The sequence below is a fragment of the Bradyrhizobium sp. YR681 genome, assembly GCF_000282615.1.
Lineage (GTDB): Bacteria > Pseudomonadota > Alphaproteobacteria > Rhizobiales > Xanthobacteraceae > Bradyrhizobium.
Genome location: NZ_AKIY01000178.1, coordinates 49,694 through 64,882 on the forward strand (window position 1 = coordinate 49,694; position 15,189 = coordinate 64,882).

General features: G+C 65.2%; 14 protein-coding genes. 10 read left to right on the forward strand and 4 right to left on the reverse strand.

Going from position 1 to position 15,189, the window contains the following annotated elements; translation table 11 throughout:
- Nucleotides 1-166 precede the first annotated feature (166 nt).
- The 5 genes from PMI42_RS39140 (at nt 167) to PMI42_RS13600 (ending at nt 7,511) form a co-directional block, all read left to right on the forward strand.
- On the forward strand, nt 167-442 hold the full coding sequence (locus tag PMI42_RS39140; RefSeq protein ID WP_193376337.1) for a hypothetical protein: 276 nt from the start codon (nt 167-169) through the stop codon (nt 440-442).
- A gap of 329 nt (nt 443-771) precedes the next feature.
- On the forward strand, nt 772-2,178 hold the full coding sequence (pcaB, locus tag PMI42_RS13585) for a 3-carboxy-cis,cis-muconate cycloisomerase (protein ID WP_008134940.1): 1,407 nt from the start codon (nt 772-774) through the stop codon (nt 2,176-2,178).
- Nucleotides 2,175-3,164: a Bug family tripartite tricarboxylate transporter substrate binding protein gene (locus tag PMI42_RS13590; RefSeq protein ID WP_008134941.1), complete on the forward strand. Its 990-nt coding sequence runs from the start codon at nt 2,175-2,177 to the stop codon at nt 3,162-3,164. Before pcaB ends, PMI42_RS13590 begins: the two co-directional genes overlap by 4 nt.
- Before the next feature lie 171 nt (nt 3,165-3,335).
- A complete protein-coding gene (locus PMI42_RS13595; RefSeq protein ID WP_008134942.1) occupies nt 3,336-4,655 on the forward strand; it encodes an aminotransferase class V-fold PLP-dependent enzyme in 1,320 nt (439 codons plus the stop codon).
- Nucleotides 4,656-4,808: 153 nt separating this feature from the next.
- Nucleotides 4,809-7,511, forward strand: coding sequence for a hypothetical protein (locus PMI42_RS13600; RefSeq protein ID WP_008134945.1), 2,703 nt, complete (start codon nt 4,809-4,811; stop codon nt 7,509-7,511).
- Nucleotides 7,512-7,590: 79 nt separating this feature from the next.
- On the opposite strand, the gene PMI42_RS13605 is transcribed toward PMI42_RS13600, so the two are convergent.
- Both PMI42_RS13605 and PMI42_RS13610 read right to left on the reverse strand, forming a co-directional pair.
- Nucleotides 7,591-8,733: a helix-turn-helix transcriptional regulator gene (locus tag PMI42_RS13605; protein WP_008134946.1), complete on the reverse strand. Its 1,143-nt coding sequence runs from the start codon at nt 8,731-8,733 to the stop codon at nt 7,591-7,593.
- A gap of 74 nt (nt 8,734-8,807) precedes the next feature.
- Nucleotides 8,808-9,953: a helix-turn-helix transcriptional regulator gene (locus PMI42_RS13610; RefSeq protein WP_008134947.1), complete on the reverse strand. Its 1,146-nt coding sequence runs from the start codon at nt 9,951-9,953 to the stop codon at nt 8,808-8,810.
- 328 nt (nt 9,954-10,281) lie between these two features.
- Between PMI42_RS13610 and PMI42_RS13615 the strand changes: the two genes are divergently transcribed.
- From PMI42_RS13615 to PMI42_RS13635, 5 genes are all read left to right on the forward strand, one after another.
- Nucleotides 10,282-10,788: a hypothetical protein gene (locus PMI42_RS13615; protein WP_240535239.1), complete on the forward strand. Its 507-nt coding sequence runs from the start codon at nt 10,282-10,284 to the stop codon at nt 10,786-10,788.
- 214 nt (nt 10,789-11,002) lie between these two features.
- Complete coding sequence (locus PMI42_RS13620; protein WP_008134950.1) at nt 11,003-11,182, forward strand: hypothetical protein; 180 nt, start codon at nt 11,003-11,005, stop codon at nt 11,180-11,182.
- Between the two features lie 178 nt (nt 11,183-11,360).
- Nucleotides 11,361-12,023, forward strand: coding sequence for an FABP family protein (locus tag PMI42_RS13625; RefSeq protein WP_008134951.1), 663 nt, complete (start codon nt 11,361-11,363; stop codon nt 12,021-12,023).
- A gap of 19 nt (nt 12,024-12,042) precedes the next feature.
- Nucleotides 12,043-12,756, forward strand: coding sequence for a RibD family protein (locus PMI42_RS13630; RefSeq protein ID WP_008134952.1), 714 nt, complete (start codon nt 12,043-12,045; stop codon nt 12,754-12,756).
- Between the two features lie 9 nt (nt 12,757-12,765).
- Nucleotides 12,766-14,037, forward strand: a complete 1,272-nt coding sequence (locus tag PMI42_RS13635) for a flavin monoamine oxidase family protein (RefSeq protein ID WP_008134953.1) — start codon at nt 12,766-12,768, stop codon at nt 14,035-14,037.
- Nucleotides 14,038-14,086: 49 nt separating this feature from the next.
- Here PMI42_RS13635 and PMI42_RS13640 read toward each other — a convergent pair whose 3' ends face one another.
- Nucleotides 14,087-14,395 carry a hypothetical protein gene (locus PMI42_RS13640; RefSeq protein ID WP_008134954.1) on the reverse strand — a complete coding sequence of 103 codons (309 nt, stop codon included), beginning with the start codon at nt 14,393-14,395 and terminating at the stop codon, nt 14,087-14,089.
- Nucleotides 14,396-14,558: 163 nt separating this feature from the next.
- Complete coding sequence (locus PMI42_RS13645; RefSeq protein WP_008134955.1) at nt 14,559-15,128, reverse strand: cysteine hydrolase family protein; 570 nt, start codon at nt 15,126-15,128, stop codon at nt 14,559-14,561.
- Nucleotides 15,129-15,189: the final 61 nt, after the last annotated feature.

A 15,189-nucleotide genomic window follows, 5' to 3' on the forward strand; every position in this document is an offset into this window, starting at 1 on the left:
CTGTCCCAATCGCTCAGCTGGATGGCCGTTCCTCGCTGCCGCACGCCTCAGGGCAGTTGTGGTCAATACTGTACGGACGAGACCCATGGCCGAGTGGCACGCTGGCGACGTCGCTAGGAACTCGGGGCGGAGGCCCGTGTTGCCGTGCGCAACCGACCAAGGTGTCATGGACGAGAAGAAATCGATCGACGGGCCACTTTCGGATATCCGAGCGAGCAATGCGTCTCATTCCGCTCTGCTTCCCCCCGGCAAGAGCTTTGAGCATCTGAGCGATCAGAGCGTGCTCCGGCTGTATGAAAGTATTCGCCATCAGGTCGAAGCCGATCGAGCGATGGGCGGCAGGTATCGGTTGGTCGGCAACGCAGCCAAGGAGCGGGCGCAGCGATTGCAGGCGGAGCTGGTCCAAAGAGAACTGAAGTTCATGCCGATCATCTGGCCGTAGATAGCGGGCACAGCGTCGCCGCATATCCAAGCCGCCAAGAGTGTTGCGACGGAAGCCGTCCAAGGGCCCTCGACGGTCGCGTTCTTCGATTCAGAACGCACTTATCTCAACATTGCATTTTTGAAAGACGGAGAGCTGACCTAGGCTTGATCGATACCGGCCATACGGTTGCGCAATGGAGCGTGACGCCGGAGAGGCGGATACCAACCGATGCGGCTAATTTTTAAGCGGCGACTGCTCTCCGGATTATCAGAACGCGGCCGCGACGGCGGGACGCTTGCGGCCGGAAGCGGCACGACCGCGCGGCGATCGATGGTTGCGGCATCGACATGCTGAGTTTCGAGCCCGCGACGGTCTTCAGCAGCCGCCACCTTGCCGACATTTTCAGCACCGCGCCGATGCGCGCCATTTTCGCCGAGAGCAATTCGCTGGCCTCGATGCTGCTGGTCGAGGCTGCGCTGGCCAGGGTTCAAGCGCAACTCGGTGTGATTCCGGCCGAGGCCGCGGCGGCCATCGCGTCCGCGGCCCGTGCCGAACGGCTCGATCTCGACGAGCTGGCCGCGGGCACGCTGCGCGCCGGACTGCCGGTGGTGAATCTGGTCGAGCAGCTGATCCGGCTCACGGGCACGCCCCATGGCGAATTCGTCCATTGGGGCGCCACGAGCCAGGACATCATGGACACCGCGCTCGTGCTGCAGATTCGCGACGCGCTCGAACTCGTCGAGCGCGATCTGGAGAGCCTGATATCGGTGATCACGGAGCTGGCGCGAACCCATCGCGACACACCGATGGTCGGCAGGACCAAGCTTCAACATGCCATTCCGATCACCTTCGGCTTCAAGGTGTCCGTCTGGCTGTCGGGCCTGCTGCGCCACAGGGAACGTCTCGCCGAACTCAGGCCAAGAGTGCTCCAGGTTCAGTTCGGCGGCGCCGTCGGCACGTTCGCCTCGCTCGGCGACGACGGCGACCGCATCCGCGCTGCGCTCGCCCGCGAACTCGGGCTCGCCGAGCCGCTTGTTGCATGGCACGCCGCACGCGACGCCCTGGCCGAGACGGTTTGTTTGCTCGGACTGATCTCCACCAGCCTGAGCAAGATCGCAACCGATGTCGTGCTGATGGCGCAGACCGAGGTCGGTGAAGTGCTGGAGCCGGGCGGCCAGGGCCATGGCGGCTCGAGCACCATGCCGCACAAGCGAAATCCGATCATCTGCGAGCAGCTTCTCAGCACCGGATCGGCGCTGCGCCGTCTCGCAAGCGCCATGCTCGATGCTTCGGTCCATGATCATGAACGGGCGACGGGACCGTGGCAGGCCGAATGGCTGCTGCTGCCGGAAGCCTTCATGCTGATCGCCCGGGCCATGGACAACGCCATCCGGCTCTGCACCGGGCTCGTCGTCAGACCCGATGCGATGCAGGCCAATCTCGGCCGGACGCAGGGACTGATCGCGGCCGAAGCGGTCATGATGGCGCTCGCGCCGCATGTCGGGCGCCATCATGCGCACGAGATGGTGGGCGCGGCCTGCACGCACGCCATCGCGTCGGGCCTCACCCTGGCCCAGAGCCTTGCGCGCGATCCGGCCGTGACGGTCCACCTCGCGCCGCACGAGATCGAAGAAGCCGCGGATCCGGCCCGCTACGTCGGCCTGTCCGGTCGCGAGGTCGACCGCGTCCTCGCGGCATCCACCGATCGGCCGCGCCGCCCATTGCCAGAGGCAAAACGGAGCGCGACCCCATGAGGCCACAACGCATTCGCCCACTCGTTGCCGCAGCTGCGGTGCTGACCATGCTGTGCGCGGCGAAGGCCGACGCCCCGTTTCCGTCACGGCCGATCACGCTGGTGGTCCCGTTCGCCGCGGGCGGTCCGAATGACGTGATGAGCCGGATCGTATCCGAGCACATGTCACGGCAATTCGGGCAGCCGATCATTGTCGAGAATGTCGCCGGGGCGGGCGGCACGACCGGCTCGACGCGCGTCGCCAAAAGCGCGCCCGACGGCTATACGCTGGTCAGCGGTCACGTCGGCACGCATGCGGCATCGGTCGCGCTGTATCCGAACCTTCGCTACGATCCGCTGGTCGACTTCACGCCGATCGGCCTGGTCGCGGAAACGCCGATCCTCGTCGTCGCCCGTCAGGACCTCGGTGCGGACAGCATGGCGTCGTTCATCGCGATCGCCAAGGCGCGCGGCCCGGACCTCACTTTGGCCCATGCCGGCATCGGTTCGATCAGCCACATCAGCTGCCTGCTGTTCACCGACGTGGTCGGGTTCAAGCCGGTCGGGGTCCCCTATCGCGGATCGGCGCTGGCGATGACCGACCTGATCGCAGGCCGCAGCGATTTCAGCTGCGCATTGCTGGGCGACGTTCTTCCCTTCCTGGCCGACAACCATTTGCGGTTTCTGGCCGTGTCGGCGCCCGGCCGCGTTCCGCAATTGCCGGATACGCCGACGGCGACGGAAGCGGGGCTCGCAAGGTTCGTCGCGTCGAGCTGGTTCGCATTCTACCTGCCGAAAGGCGTGCCGGACGCCATTCGCGACCGGTTCACCGATGCGCTTCGCGCGGCGCTCGACGACGACGGCGTGCGCGGAAGGCTTGAGAAGGCAGGCTTGATTTTGCCGCCGCCGGATCAGCGCGGCCCCGCACCGCTCAGGCAGCGGATGACCGAAGAGATCGCGCGCTGGCAGGACATCGTCAAAACCGCGCAGATCCGGCTCGATCAATAGGCGCGGCCGATCCCGATCTTCGTCAGGTCGCTTGCCTCAGCGCCTGCCAACGGCAAGCACTCGATCGCGTTCCCTGCCCGGGCATTGCCCGCCATCATCAGATTGTCATCGCCCTGTCATTGGTGTTCCATCGATCGCTGCTCCTTTCGCCGCGCATCGCAGAGGACGGACATGCATCTGATCAAGACGATTTCTTCCGACCGCCGGTCGATCCTGAAGGGCTTAGCTGCCGCCGCCGTCGCGCCGCTGGCGGCGCCGGCTTTTGCGGCCGAGGGCTTGCCGGCACAGCCGACCGGACCTGTGGCCGCGATCGCCACCGACAAGGCCTATTGGACGGCTGTGAAGGGGCTCTATGCCGTGACGCCCGATGTCGTCAATCTGGAGAACGGCTTCTGGGGCATCATGGCCGAGCCTGTCAGGCGCGAGTTCATCCGCCTGTCCGACATGGTCAACTATCAGAACACCTATTACGCGCGGCAGCGCGCAGGTGCGGATTTCGAGGCTGTGCGGGCCAAGGTGGCCGAGGCGGTTGGAGCTGCGCCGCAGGAAATCGCGCTCACCCGCGGCGCGACTGAAGCGCTGCAGCTGCTGATCAGCGGCTACAACAGGCTGAAGCCCGGCGACAGCGTGCTCTACGCCGATCTCGACTACGATTCGATGCAGTACGCGATGAACGCGCTCAAGGCGCGCCGCGGCGTCGACGTGGTCAAGTTCGACGTGCCGGAGCCGGCCACCCGCCAGGCCGTGCTCGACGCCTACGCCCGCGCGCTCGAGGCCAATCCGAAGACCAGGCTTCTCCTCCTCACCCATGTCAGCCATCGCACCGGCCTCGTCATGCCCGTCACCGAGATTGCCCGCATGGCCAAGGCCAAGGGTATCGATGTCATCCTCGACGCCGCTCATTCCTGGGGGCAGATGGATTTCAAGGTGGGTGAGCTCGAGGTCGATTTCATCGGCTTCAATTTGCACAAATGGATCGGCGCGCCGGTCGGCGTGGGCTTCCTCTACATCAGGAAAGACCGCCTCGCCGACATCGATCGCGATTTGGGCGACGAGGATTTTGCAGAGACCGACATCCGCTCGCGGGTTCACACCGGCACGGTCAATTTCGCGACGGTGCTGACGGTGCCCGCGGCGGTCGAACTGCATCAACAGATCGGTGCTGCGGCGAAGCAGGCGCGCCTGCGCTATCTGCGCGACTACTGGGTCAGCCGCAGCAGGGGCTTCAGGGATCTCGAGATCCTGACGCCGGATGAACCCGGCCTCTATGGTGCGATCACGTCCTTCCGCCTTGCCGGCAAGACCAGCAAGGCCGACAACGACGCCACCCTGGTGAAACTGAGGGACACCTACAAGGTCCTGACGGTTCGCCGGGCCGGCGTCGCCAAGGGCCAATGCATCCGCGTGACGCCGGCGCTCTACACCGATGAGGCCGATCTCGACCGGCTGGTCGAGGCGCTCAGCGCCATCACGGGCACAAAGGCGGGCTGAATCGGCGCGGGGCGTGCGATCAGCCAGATCGCACACGCTCGCAATCGGCATGGCCGCCGCAGCGCGGCTCACCGGAATGCGACTTTCAATTGTCGCAACCTTAGACTGTAATCTCCTCCGCGGCAGGATGGGCTGCCGTCGAGGAGGTCGTGAATGGCTACGCCTGCACAAAATCCGGAAATTCAGCTTGGCCTCGGCGCGCGGCCGCAGGGCAATGCGGTCGCGCTGTTCGGAGCGAACATCTTCGTCGTCGGCGCCGACGGCAATTCCAACATGCAGCAATCGCTGTACAACACCGGCGCGGGCTTCACGGCCTCCGGCCTTGGCAACAAGGAATCATGGTCGAACAGCCGGCTCACGCTGAAGAACGGCTTTGCGCCGCAGACCACGGGTGGGTGCGCGCTTGCCATCCAGTCCGGCGAGATCCCGGCGCTTTATCTGTTCTGGAATCAATCGAAATTGTGGGAGGATTCCAGCTCCGGCGTCCTGGTGACGTCGCTCAACGACGTCACGCCGCCGCCGCCAGGAAGCTCCAGCGCGCCGACCGCGAACTGGCTCAGCACGTTCGTGCTCTGCGACGAGAACGGCCTCAGCATCAACCTGCCGGAAGGCTCATGCGTCACCGCGGTCTCGCTGGGATCGCAAGCGTTCCTGGTGGGCTGGATGCAGCCGATCCCGGACCAGCCCGGCAAGCTCACCGATTGGGCGACGGTCTCGCTGTACTACGTGGCCGACCAGCAGCCGGACAAGACCCTTTCCACCAACGCGGGCGTGTTTGGAACCTGGCCCGGACGCATGGTCAGCCAGTTGGGGCTGACCGCAGCCGAGGTCGGCGCGATGCTCCCTCCGGTCGCCGGACGTTCGGGGGTGAGTCTCGACAGCCTGATCAGCATCGCGGTCACACCGCAGGTCAGCGGCGCCGGCGTCAGCAGCAACGATCTGTCGCTGGATCTCGTGATGTTCATGACCGTCACTACGGCCGACGCGAAAGGGGACGACCAGCAGCAGTTTCAGGTCGCGGTGACATGCCCGCTCGACGCCACCGGCTCGCCGGCCGCCGGGCAGCCCACGCTCGCCTGGTCGAGCCCGGCCGCCACCAAATCCCAGCTCACGATCCTGCCCGATCCCGCAGGCCGCATCATCGCCTGCGGATCGTCGGTCACCAACGTGAAGAACGAGAGCAAGGCGCTGCTGCTCGAGACGTTCGCGACCTACGGGCCGCTCGCCTATGCGGGCCAGACCATGCTGCCGGCCTCCTCGGCCGACACCAGCACGCCACCAAGCATGATGTTCATCGTCGACACCGGCAATGCATCGCAGACCGAGCCGACCCAGAACTCGGACGGCACCGGGGAGATGACGACCACCTCCTATCCGCTGCTGCAATTGCTGTTCTATGGCGAGACCACGGTGGCGCAGCTGCAGCAGTTCGGCACCGCCGAAGTGATCTCGAACTATGCCAACATGTCGCTGAGCACCGCGAATGACGGGCCTGCCGTCGCCGTCACCGGCATCATCGACGGACCGATCCCGCTCCCCGATGCGAACATCATCGGCTGGCAGTTCGAAAGCACCGTCAACGATCTCGGCTCGGTGATCTACGGAACGTCGGAGGGCATCGCGGTCCAGGGCCAGCAGAGCTGGAACGTGGGCGCGAGCTTCACCGCCAACGGCAAGATCGGCATTTCGGCCGGAGACGAATCGCTCGGCGACGGCGGTGAAGCGGGCATCGCCTGGAGCGCGTCGGTGTCCGGCGGCTATACGAGGAATTGGTCGAGCTCGACCTCGGCCACATTCACGCTGCCGTGGCAGCAGAGCAGCGACGCGAGCGTCGATCACACGTCGATAATCGGGCTGGGCATCGTCCAGTACGGTTCGGTGTTCGCCGCGCCGCCCTCGATCTCGATCACCAATTTGAAATTCTTCGACGCGAACGGCAACATGATCAGCGACGGCACGCAGAACGCCGCGATCTCGGCCCCGCAGGCGCCGATCTTCGCGGCGATCAGCGCCTATGTCGGTCAGTCCAACCAGTCCCCGTACGTGCCGTTCCTGGTCACGCCCGGAGATCTCATGACCTACACGATTGACGGGACGCGCGCGGACGGCACGCCCTGCGGCATCAACGCCACGATGGCGGCGCTGACGGGCAATGCGATCCCCGACTATTTCGACACCGTGATCTGGCCGGCCGCGTTCGACTTCGGGGAGAATTCGGGTGGGCCGTCGCAGAAATATCTCGCTTTCTCCTGGTCGCTCAGCGGGGTCACCGGCGGTGGCTTCACGGCGCTGAAGAGCTCCATGAACAGCGGCTCCTGGAATGTCGAGGCCTCGCTCGCGGCCGGTTGCTACTGGGACGACAAGGAAGGGTTGCCGCTGCTCGGCGGCGTCGAGACCTCGGGCACCATCATGATCGGGGGGACGGGCGGCTATTCGAACACCACGACCGACACGACGACCCAGCAATGGGGCGTTTCGCTGCAGCCGTTCGGCACGAGCCCGCCATGGGGGCCGCCGAACTGGGGCACGCTACCGGACAGCGCGAAGGCGGCGATCAATCCGGCCTGGGAAAGCAGCGTGATCGCGTCCTACCGCTTCGTGCTGTTCCTGCTGCCCGATCCACGGCCGGGCGATGCGTCCGGCCTGAGCCCGGGCTACTGGGTGCAGGAGCTGCTCAAATACGGCAACACGAACGCTGCGACGGTGAACCCCAACGTGTCGCTCCCGACCAATCTCGATCCCGGCTCGGGCGCCTGGAAGATCGTCTATGTGGTGCTGGAAGTTCAGACCTATGACGATTTGAACAACGGCACCTACACGTATCAGTACACGGATCCGAAGGGGAGATTCAGCTAGCCACGGCTCAGTCGCTGCGAGCAGAGGCGGCGCATGGCGCGGACGCGAACCGCAGAGCTATCGGCTCATCAAGCGCCGCTCACACCGGGAACGTCAGCGACTTTGCCAGCCTCACCAGATCGACCTGGCGCCGGCAGCCGGTCTTTTCAAAGACATGAACCAGATGGGTTTTTACGGTGCTGACGGAGACGCCGAGCAGTTCCGAGATCGTGGTCCGCGTCTGCCCCTCGCAGATGAGCTCGAAGATGCGGATCTCGGCCGGCGTCAGATCGTAGAGCTGGTTGAGCGCATCGTGCGGCAATCGCGGCGGTCCGGAGGCTGACGCCACGAACAGAGCGGCGGCGGCGCGCTGGATCAGGCCGGATCGCATGTGGCTGCGTCGCAGCGGCAGAACATGGATGACAAAGGGATCGCCGCTCGGGCGGGGGATCGGGATGCCGATGCCTTTCTGGCCGAGCGTCGCCTCGTCTTTCGCCGCCTGTGCCACGGCGGATTGCAACGCGCTGGTGGTCGCCGCGGATTGAACGGCGATCCGGCCCTGTCGCGTCACGATGGGATCTTCGGCTGCGAGCATCGCCGTGGCAGCGGCGTTGGCGTGAACGATGTTCGAGGTCTCGTCTGCCAGCACGACGCCGACCGTCAGGGCCTCCACGGTCGCGGCGAATGTCGCAGCTTCGACCGCCTTCATGTCGAACAGATTGCTGATCGTCACGGCGCGGCGGATGTGGGGCGCGAGCAGGCGCAATCCGACGAGCTGCGCATCGTCGATGGGGCCGGCCGATTCGTGCTGGCTGAAGATCGCATTTCCAATCATCGCCCTGTCGCGAACGAGGCCGACGGCAACGGCGTCGAACAGGCCCTTGGGCAGGGCCCATTCGCGATAATAGCGATTGCCGGAAATAATGTCCTGCCGGACGGCCTGGGATTGAACGATCGGCTCTCCGAGCGGATATTGCGCAATGCGCTCGGCGCCGCCCCAGAGCTCGATGATGTCGGCTCCGTATCCGATCGCATTCCGGGCCATCTGGGCGAGGTCGCTCCCGGAGACCGCATTGACGACGGCCTTCATGTTGGTGAGGCTGGCGACCGAGAGCGCGCCGGTGGCGAAGCCAAACTCGGTGCAAATCCCGTCCAGGACTCCGGTCCAGCGTTCAGGTGCGATCACGCAATCATAGATTTCGCCGATGAGGTCCGAGACTTTCTCGACCGAAGCCTGCTGCATTCCAAACCACTCACTTGAAGTCACGCACGTCACCTGGAAGCCATATCGGGAGCCGCCGTCAGCCAGGCCACGCGCTACACCGGGAACGTCAGCGACTTCGCCAGCCTGACCAGATCGACCTGGCGATGGCACCCTGTCTTTTCGAAGACGTGAATGAGGTGGCTCTTCACGGTGCTGACGGACACGCCGAGCTGCGACGAGATCGCGTCGCGGGTCTGTCCTTCGCAGATGAGCTCGAAGATGCGAATCTCGGCTGGCGTCAGGTCATAGAGGTGGACGAGGGCATCGTGGGGCAGCTGCGGCGGGCCGGAGGCCGAGGTCACGAACAGGGCGGCGGCGGCGCGCTGGACCAGGCCGGATCGCGTCTGGCCACGCCGTAACGGCAGAACGTGGATGACGAGAGGGTCGCCGCTCGGGCGCGGGATCGGGATGCCGATGCCTTTCTGGCCGAGCGCCGCCTCGTCCTTCGCGGCCTGCGCGATGGCCGCTTGCAATGAGCTCGTGGTCGCCGCGGATTGAACGGCGATCCGGCCGTGCCGCGCCAGAATCGGATCGCCTGCCGCGAGCATGGTTGCGGCAGCGGCATTGGTGTGCACGATCTGCGAATGCTCGTCCGCCAGAACGACACCCACCGTCAGGGTCTCCACGGTTGCGGCGAAGGTCGCGGCTTCCACGGTCTTCATATCGAACAGATTGCTGATGATCACGGCCCGGCGGATGTGAGGCGCGAGAACGCGCAATCCGCTGACCTGCGTTTCCTCGATGGCGCCGTCGGACTCATGCTGGCTGAATGTCGCATTCCCGATCATCGTTTTTTCGCGAACAAGAGCGACGCCGACGGCATCGAACAAGCCCTTCGGCATGGCCCATTCCCGATGATACCGATTGCCTTGGATGATGCCCTCCGGAACCGCCTGGGATCGAATGATCGGCTCTCCAAGCGGGTATTGCCGGATACGCTCGATGCCGCCCCAGAGCTCGACGATGTCAGCCACATACTCCCTGCTGGTTTGGGCCATTGTCGGGACCGGGTCGGTTCCGGAGGCCGCATTGACGCCGATCCTCACGTTCGTGAGGCTGTAGGCCGAGAGCACCGCGGTCGCGAAGCCGAACTCCACGCGAATCTCGTTCAGAACCTCCGTCCAGCTTTCAGGCGCGATCACACAATCATAAATCCTGCCGATGAGGTCCGAAAATCTTTCGACCGAAGCCTGCTGCATTCCAAACCACTCACTTGAAATCACGACGTCACTTGGAAGCTATTTGAGGAGTGGCTGCATCGCCTATGGCGAATTTCACAATCCTGAGCCAAAGGTCTTATCACCGCGATTCCCGGGCGCAAACGGGAACACCGAACACAAGCACGTAAGCCGCTGCCGCGAGCCCAGCGCCTCGACTGTGCGCGGTCTGATTAAAACTGTGGCAGGGGCGGCGCCGCGTATGCAGGGCGTGTCGAGTTGCACAATTTGACCGATGCGACATCCATGGGCGGATGATAACTTTGATCTTACGGAGACGGAATTGTCCGTCTCCCCGCATTGGAAGGACATGGTCATGACGTTGTCGTCACGCTTCGTTGCGCGTCCCGCTGTCGCTCTCCCATCGCTTGCATTGCTGCTGTGCTGCCTGAGCGGCCCGGCCATGTCCCAACCGACCCCTGCCGACCAGCTTCCCGGCATCACGGTCGAGGCGCCGAAGCAAATGGCAAGGCCGCACCGGCCAGTGCATCATGTGGCGGTTCGCAGCACCATTTCCCGTACGTCGCCGGCGATTTCGACGGCGGCAGTCGGGCCGATGTCGGACACCGCGAAGCTCGCCAAGCTCGAACGCGAAACCGGCAGCTGCGCCGGCGGTTGCCAATCGAGCTTCAGGACGGCTGACAAGCCCTGGGTCGGCTGCAACGCTTCGGGCGGCGTGTATTCACCCACGTGCCGAAACGTCGGCAACTACAAGAGCTACGACGAGTGCAAGGAGGCCGGACGCGTCACCGGCTGGCGATCGGGCGAGGCCTCGGCGTATTGCAGCAGCGTGGCACTGGCGGCGGGCTGGCGCTGAAGCAGCTTCGGTTGCGGAGGCCCGTCCGCCGCGCGCAGCCGAATGACGAGAGATCGTGACGGCCGTGGCCCTGGCCTCTCCTCCGATTGGCCGAGGCACGGTCGCCAGCGCATCGATGATCACGGCGTGATTGGCGACACATATCATTCCTAGCGGTCGATCTAGCCTGTTGTCAGGTGGCTCGCAGTGATCCACCAAGCAAAGGGAAAGACTGATGCGCAATACCATCCTCGTGGCTCTCGCAGCGATCACGTTGGCGGGCGTGGCGACACCCTCGAACGCGACCACCATCGTCCGCGATCATCGCGACCCGCCCATCGTGCGCGACCATCGCAATCAGACCATCGTCCGGGACCACCGCTCCCAGCCCGAGGTCCGCGATCACCGCCACTAAGCATCCCCTGCGGCGGAGCCGAACCGGCAGGTTCGGCTCCGTATCTCCTCACGCCCCCCTTGAAGCCCCACGATCGCCTGCGCGTGGCGCGGATGTCCATTCGCGATTGTGAGGCTTGAGCACGAGCCAGGTTCCCGTCTCCGTGCTATTGCTGCCTCCGCAATGACGCGAGGCTCCCATGCTCCCTCTTCCCGCCGATATCTTCACCGAACCCGAGGACGTCTCGCCCGATAGCCTTGCCAATCTCGGCCCGCTGCGCCGCCTCGCCGGCACCTGGCAGGCCGACAAGGGGATCGACGTCAATCCGAAGGCGGAAGGGCCGGAGCGGCGGACCTTCATCGAGCATATCCGGATGGACCCGATCGATCCGCAGGCCAACGGGCCGCAGCTTCTCTACGGGCTGCGCTATCACATCCACATCAACACGCCGGAGGAAGACATCACCTTCCACGACCAGGTCGGCTACTGGCTGTGGGAGCCCGCGACCGGGCTGATCATGCAGACGCTGGCGATCCCGCGCGGGCAGGTCCTGCTCGCCTCCGGCAAGGCCGGGCCGGATGACAAGGCGATCTCGGTCACGGCCAAGCGCGGCGACACCGCTTACGGGATCTGCTCGACCGATTTCCTGGAACAGGCATTCCGCACCGATGCCTACCGCTGCGACATCACCTTCAACGAGGACGGCAGCTGGACCTATCGGATCCAGACCGAGTTGTTCGTCCGCGGCGCGCCGTTCAATCATCACGACAGCAACACGCTCAAGCTGGTCGCGTCGCCAAAGCTCAATCCGCTCGCGGTGATCGTGAACGATCGCGCCAGGCGCGATGGATCAGCGGCCTGAGCGCGCCCGGGAGAATTGCATGAAGCCCTACGTCATCTGCCTGATGCACTCCAGCCTGGATGGCCGCACACATCCCAGCCGCTGGCGTCCCAAGGGCGCAGGCACGGACTGGTTCGAGAAGATCCATGACGAACTCGGCGGCGATGCCTGGGTGATCGGCCGCGTCACCGGATCGGAGTTTGCCAAGGGCAAGCCGTATCCGGCCGAGACGACGAGCGAAAAGTTTCCGCGCGAGCCGTGGTTTGCGCGGCGCGGCGCGAAAACCTATGGCGTCGTGCTCGACGCGCAGGGCAAGATCGGCTGGGGCCGCTCCGATATCGGTGGCGACCCGATCGTCGTGGTGCTGACCGAGAGCGTACCGGATTCGCATCTCGCCGGGCTCCGCGGCGAGGGCGTGTCCTACATCTTCGCAGGCAAGTCCGAGATCGATCTGGCGCTGGCGCTGGCGATCCTCAATCGTGAGGTCGGGGTCAAGCGCCTGCTGGTGGAGGGCGGCGGTGTCGCCAATGGCGCGTTCCTGCGCGCCGGTCTCATCGACGAATTCAATCTGATCCTCAGCCCCGCGATCGATGGCGCCGCGGGCGCGCCCTTCGTGTTCTCTTCGGCGGACGCCGACAGCGACAAGCGCGCGCCTCTCGCCGCGATGACGCTGGAGAACGTGCGCGAGCTCGGTGGCGGTGTCCTGCTGCTGCGCTATCTGATCAAGAACGATCCGCAAGGCCTGGCCGGGTAAAGCGCGGGCATGTCGGACACGCCAGAGCACATCGTGGTCGTCGGCGCTGGCGCAGCCGGCCTGATGGCGGCGCGCGAGCTCGCGCGTGCCGGCAGGAGGGTCACCATCCTGGAAGCCCGCGCGCGCTGCGGGGGCCGCATCCTTCCGCTGCCGGCCTCGCAGTTCGGCTACCCCGCCGATGGCGGCGCCGAATTCGTCCATGGCGAGGCGCCGGTCACGCGCGCTCTGCTGCGCGAGGCAGGACTGTCGCTTCTGGAAATCGAAGGCGCGCAATGGAGCTTTGACGGCGCGAGCTTCTCGCGCGAAAGCCGTCACGATCCGCATGAGGCGGAGCTCCATGCCGTGCTGGCGGAGTTGAAGGACGACCTCACAGTCGCCGATTTCCTGCGTCGTCATTTCGCCGGGCCTGAGTACGACCGGCTGCGCTATTCGACTACACGGATGGTCGAAGGCTACGATGCTGCCGATCCCGCGCGCGCCTCCATTCTGGCGCTGCGCGAGGAATGGATGGACGGCGGGCATCACATCCAGGCGCGCATCGTTGGCGGCTATGGCGCGCTGATCGATTTTCTGGCGGCGGAGTGCCGCGGACATGGTGCGGCGATCCACTTCGGCTGCGTTGTCTCGGCGATTGAGGACGAGGGCAACGCGGTCGTCGTCCGCTGCGCCAATGGCGATGCGCATGGCTGCGATCGCGTGATCGTCACCGTTCCGCTGCCATTGCTCCGCGGCATCGCTTTGCCCGCGGCCGCGCGCGCGAAGGCCGCTGCTGCCGACGACATCGGCTTCGGCAGCGTGATAAAAATCCTGCTCCGCTTCGCGCGGCCATGGTGGCGCGAGCGAAAGCCGGATCTCGCGGATATGACCTTCCTGCTGTCGCAGCAGACCATCCCGGTGTGGTGGACGCGCTATCCGGACCAGCAGCCGGTGCTCACCGGCTGGTTCGGTGGTCCGCGTACGGCGCAGCTGGAAGGTCTCGATCCGCAAGGGTTGGTCGATGCCGGGCTCTCGTCGCTCGCCGGCATCTTCGCGCTGCCGCGCGAGGACGTCGCACGCGACCTCGTCGCGGCTGAAGCTGTCAATTGGGCGCACGATCCCTTCGCCCGTGGCGCCTATTCCTGGGCAACGCCGCGCACGCGCGACGCCCAGACGATTCTCGCGCGTGTCGACGGCTCCGTGCTGTTCTCCGGCGAGGCGCTCTATCGCGGCCGCGACATGGGCACTGTCGAAGCGGCGCTCGCGAGCGGGCTGGCGACGGCCGGAACGATCCTGCGCCGATGAAAAAGGGCCCGCGTATTCGCGGGCCTTTCGTTCATCCGTGCCGGCGCGTTTACCAGCGACTGCCGCCGAAGCCGAAGCTCACGCTGGGACCGCCGCCGTAATAGCCGTACGGTCCGCCGCCATAATAGCCGTGGTGCCGCGGGTAATAGCCGTAGCTGCGATAATAGTGCGGGCGATAATGGCCATGGTGGTGAGGGCGCCAGTGATGATGGCGGTGGCCATGATGATGGTGGCGGTGCTGCGCGCTGATGTCGGTCGGCGCATCCTGCTTCGCGCTTTTGCCGTTGGCCGCGTTCGCCGCCGATCCGCCGGCCAGCGTGGCAGCACTGATGGCCATCGCGACAAAGAGATACTTCATGTCATCACTCCAGTTGAATGTCGTGTGACAACACATGGGCGCTCGCTGCGTTCCGGCCAGTGCGGGCGTCGAAACGACGCAGTGCGCGAGCTCGAATTCGCGAAAATGAGTGTGCGTCGTGGGGTGCATTGTCGCATCAGCGGCGCAAGTCGCGCCGCTGCCATCACTTCGCCGCGAACGATGCGATCACGTCATCGGTGGTGACGATGCGCGCGAATTCGCCGCTGAGATTCGACAGCGTCATCGCATGGATCTCCTCGGCGGAATGCGCGTCGCCGTCGGGGCCGATCCGGTCGAACGTCCAGGTCGCATCGCGCACCAGGCGCGCATCGAAGCCGAGATTCCCTGCCATCCGCGTCGTCGTCTCGACGCAATGATTGGTGGTGGCGCCGCAGATGACCAGCGTCGCGATGCCAGCCTCGCGCAGCCGCGTCTCGAGGTTCGTTCCGATGAAGGCGCTGTTGACGCGCTTGACGATGACGGGCTCGCCGCCCTGCTCGCGCGCCTCGTCCTTGACGGCATAGCCCGAGTTTTGGGGGAGGAACGACGAGGTCGGTTTCGTGCCCTCGTGGCGGACGTGGAAGATCGGCGTGCGGTTCGTCCTGAACGCTGCGAGCAGATCGACGATGCGCGCCACCGCATCCGGATTGTTGCGCCGCTTGCCGGCCGCCTCCCATTCGTCGAACGCGCGCTGGACGTCGACGACGATAAGGGCGGGGAGGGGGCTTGGCATGATCGAACCTTTCGCACGGCGTGCTGAGTCGAATATGCGAGGCCATCAGCAAAGCACAATG

Coding starts and splice junctions, on each gene's coding strand:
- PMI42_RS39140 (WP_193376337.1), top strand. CDS start 167: ATGGACGAGAAGAAATCGATCGACGGGCCACTTTCGGATATCCGAGCG.
- pcaB (WP_008134940.1), top strand. CDS start 772: ATGCTGAGTTTCGAGCCCGCGACGGTCTTCAGCAGCCGCCACCTTGCC.
- PMI42_RS13590 (WP_008134941.1), top strand. CDS start 2,175: ATGAGGCCACAACGCATTCGCCCACTCGTTGCCGCAGCTGCGGTGCTG.
- PMI42_RS13595 (WP_008134942.1), top strand. CDS start 3,336: ATGCATCTGATCAAGACGATTTCTTCCGACCGCCGGTCGATCCTGAAG.
- PMI42_RS13600 (WP_008134945.1), top strand. CDS start 4,809: ATGGCTACGCCTGCACAAAATCCGGAAATTCAGCTTGGCCTCGGCGCG.
- PMI42_RS13605 (WP_008134946.1), bottom strand. CDS start 8,733: ATGCAGCAGGCTTCGGTCGAGAAAGTCTCGGACCTCATCGGCGAAATC.
- PMI42_RS13610 (WP_008134947.1), bottom strand. CDS start 9,953: ATGCAGCAGGCTTCGGTCGAAAGATTTTCGGACCTCATCGGCAGGATT.
- PMI42_RS13615 (WP_240535239.1), top strand. CDS start 10,282: ATGGTCATGACGTTGTCGTCACGCTTCGTTGCGCGTCCCGCTGTCGCT.
- PMI42_RS13620 (WP_008134950.1), top strand. CDS start 11,003: ATGCGCAATACCATCCTCGTGGCTCTCGCAGCGATCACGTTGGCGGGC.
- PMI42_RS13625 (WP_008134951.1), top strand. CDS start 11,361: ATGCTCCCTCTTCCCGCCGATATCTTCACCGAACCCGAGGACGTCTCG.
- PMI42_RS13630 (WP_008134952.1), top strand. CDS start 12,043: ATGAAGCCCTACGTCATCTGCCTGATGCACTCCAGCCTGGATGGCCGC.
- PMI42_RS13635 (WP_008134953.1), top strand. CDS start 12,766: ATGTCGGACACGCCAGAGCACATCGTGGTCGTCGGCGCTGGCGCAGCC.
- PMI42_RS13640 (WP_008134954.1), bottom strand. CDS start 14,395: ATGAAGTATCTCTTTGTCGCGATGGCCATCAGTGCTGCCACGCTGGCC.
- PMI42_RS13645 (WP_008134955.1), bottom strand. CDS start 15,128: ATGCCAAGCCCCCTCCCCGCCCTTATCGTCGTCGACGTCCAGCGCGCG.